At 61.8% G+C, this 908-nt stretch carries 1 protein-coding gene; it reads left to right on the forward strand.

Annotated features, from left to right (window positions below):
- Positions 1–39: 39 nt before the first annotated feature.
- Positions 40–908: IS256 family transposase (locus tag NKJ09_RS32440; RefSeq protein WP_352596375.1), on the forward strand; the 869-nt coding region annotated here is incomplete at its 3' end.

Raw genomic sequence — 908 nt, forward strand, 5'->3', positions numbered from 1 at the left:
TGCGCGAGGCCATGATGATGGAAAGGAGAGAATCATCGCATGGCTATTGAGAAGGAACTTCTGGACCAACTGCTTGCCGGCCGCGATCCGAATGAGGTGTTTGCCAAGGACGGATTGCTCGACGACCTGAAGAAGGCGCTTTCGGAACGGATTCTGAACGCTGAACTCGACGAGCACCTTGAGGACGAACGCACCGACGGCAGCGTCAATCGCCGCAACGGCCATTCGCGGAAGTCGGTGCTGACGGGCACGTCGAAGATGACGCTGTCGATCCCGCGCGACCGGGCCGGGACCTTCGATCCGAAGCTGATCGCCAAATACCAGCGCCGTTTTCCCGATTTCGATGACAAGATCATCTCCATGTACGCGCGCGGCATGACAGTGCGCGAGATCCGCGGCCATCTGGAGGAGCTCTACGGCATCGACGTGTCGCCGGACCTGATCTCGGCGGTTACCGATGCGGTCCTGGAGGAAGTGGCCGAGTGGCAGAACCGGCCGCTGGACGCGGTATATCCGCTTGTCTTCTTCGATGCCATACGGGTCAAGATCAGGGACGAGGGCTTCGTCAGGAACAAGGCCGTCTACATCGCGCTCGGCATCCTGCCGGACGGCACGAAGGAGATTCTCGGCATCTGGATCGAGCAGACCGAGGGCGCCAAGTTCTGGCTGCGCGTCATGAACGAGTTGAAGAGCCGTGGCGTCGCCGACGTCCTGATCGCCGTCGTCGACGGCCTCAAGGGCTTCCCCGAGGCGATCAACGCCGTCTTTCCCCAGACTGTCGTCCAGACCTGCATCGTGCACCTGATCCGTCATTCCCTGGAGTTCGTGTCCTGGAAGGACCGCAAGTCCGTCGTGCCGGCGCTGCGCGCGATCTACCGGGCCAAGGACGCCGAAGCCGGCATGAAGGC

Source organism: Mesorhizobium sp. M0189, assembly GCF_040322135.1.
In the GTDB taxonomy this organism is placed as follows: Bacteria; Pseudomonadota; Alphaproteobacteria; order Rhizobiales; family Rhizobiaceae; genus Mesorhizobium.